The organism is Bacillus cereus group sp. BfR-BA-01382, from assembly GCF_022663475.1.
Taxonomy (GTDB): Bacteria; Bacillota; Bacilli; order Bacillales; family Bacillaceae_G; genus Bacillus_A; species Bacillus_A thuringiensis_S.
Genome location: NZ_JAKUFQ010000231.1, coordinates 1 through 1,548, shown reverse-complemented (window position 1 = coordinate 1,548; position 1,548 = coordinate 1). Strand labels below are relative to the sequence as shown.

Sequence of the window (1,548 nt, the reverse complement as noted above, 5' to 3'; positions counted from 1 at the left end):
TACGAACAACGAATGAACAATTAGAGTCTAGAACTGAAGAAGCTGAGCAGAAAACAGCTGACTTACAAATTACTAAATCAGAATTAGAAGAAAAAGCAAGTGAGTTGTTACGCAGCTCAAAATACAAATCTGAGTTCCTAGCAAATATGTCACATGAATTACGCACACCGTTAAATAGTATTTTACTATTATCTGAAATGTTAAGAGAAAATCATGATAATCATTTATCGGATGATGAAATTGAACTAGCAACTGTCATTCATTCATCAGGGAAAGACTTACTTACTTTAATTAATGACATACTAGATTTATCTAAAGTAGAAGCAGGCAAACTAGACATCATTTTTGAAGCAACGAACATAAGTGACATGGCAGCCAATATGCATCAAAACTTTTTACATATAGCTGCACAAAAAAATGTCGAATTTACTATTGAAGACAGTGATACGATTCCAGATTTGTTTTATACAGATGCAAAACGGATTGAACAAATTATTAAAAACTTACTATCCAATGCATTTAAATTCACAGAAAAAGGATCCGTCTCTTTACATTTCAATCCGATAGAAACAACCAATTTGAGTCATGATATGCAATCTATAAGTAAAGAGTGGATTACAATTTCAGTAAAAGATACTGGTATTGGTATCGCTAAAGAACAGCATCAACTTATTTTCGAAGCCTTTCAACAGGCAGATGGAGCAACAATTCGGAAATATGGTGGTACAGGCTTAGGGTTATCTATTTGTAAAGAGTTTGCTAGATTATTAGGTGGTTGGATTACGTTAGAGAGTAATTTAGGAGAAGGTAGTACTTTCACGGTATATATTCCTAACCTTCCAAATGGATTACATGATATACAGTTATCCAATTTAGAAGTCGCAGCAACGGTAGATGACGTTATTCCTGCTGAAGTTGTTGAAGAAACTATCGTTACTACCGAAACAAATAACGTCTTCCAAGAGAAAACCATTTTAATTGTCGATGATGATCATCGAAATATATTTGCGTTACAAAATGCATTAAAAAAACAAAACGCCAACATTATTACTGCCCAAAACGGCATAGAGTGTTTAGAAATACTAAAAAGCAATACAAATATTGACCTTATTTTAATGGATATTATGATGCCTAATATGGACGGTTATGAAACGATGGAAAATATCCGAATGAACTTAGGGTTACATGAAATACCTATTATCGCATTAACTGCTAAAGCAATGCCAAATGATAAGGAAAAATGTTTATCTGCTGGCGCTTCAGATTATATAAGTAAACCATTAAACCTACATCAACTCTATTCGGTAATGAGTGTATGGTTAATAAAATAAGTGAGGTTTAGTTGGAGTGGAAAATAAGTATTATAATTTTGATCCATCAGTAGATACGGATAAGCGTACGAACTTAGAAATTGAATTACTATTAGAAGCGGTATTTAAACTATCAGGATTTGATTTTCGCCAATATGCTCGCACATCTATTTATAGAAGGATTTGCAATAGAATGCAGCTCTCTAATATCCCTACCATTTCAAAATTAATTGAAAAA

Annotated in this window: 1 protein-coding gene and 1 pseudogene; both read left to right on the top strand. The window is 32.7% G+C overall.

Annotated elements, in window-relative coordinates; genetic code table 11:
- A partial coding sequence (locus MR160_RS33590; protein ID WP_242299210.1) for an ATP-binding response regulator occupies positions 1 to 1,331 on the top strand: 1,331 nt, incomplete at its 5' end.
- A gap of 16 nt (positions 1,332 to 1,347) precedes the next feature.
- Positions 1,348 to 1,548: pseudogene (locus MR160_RS33585) on the top strand (CheR family methyltransferase); the annotation flags it as partial.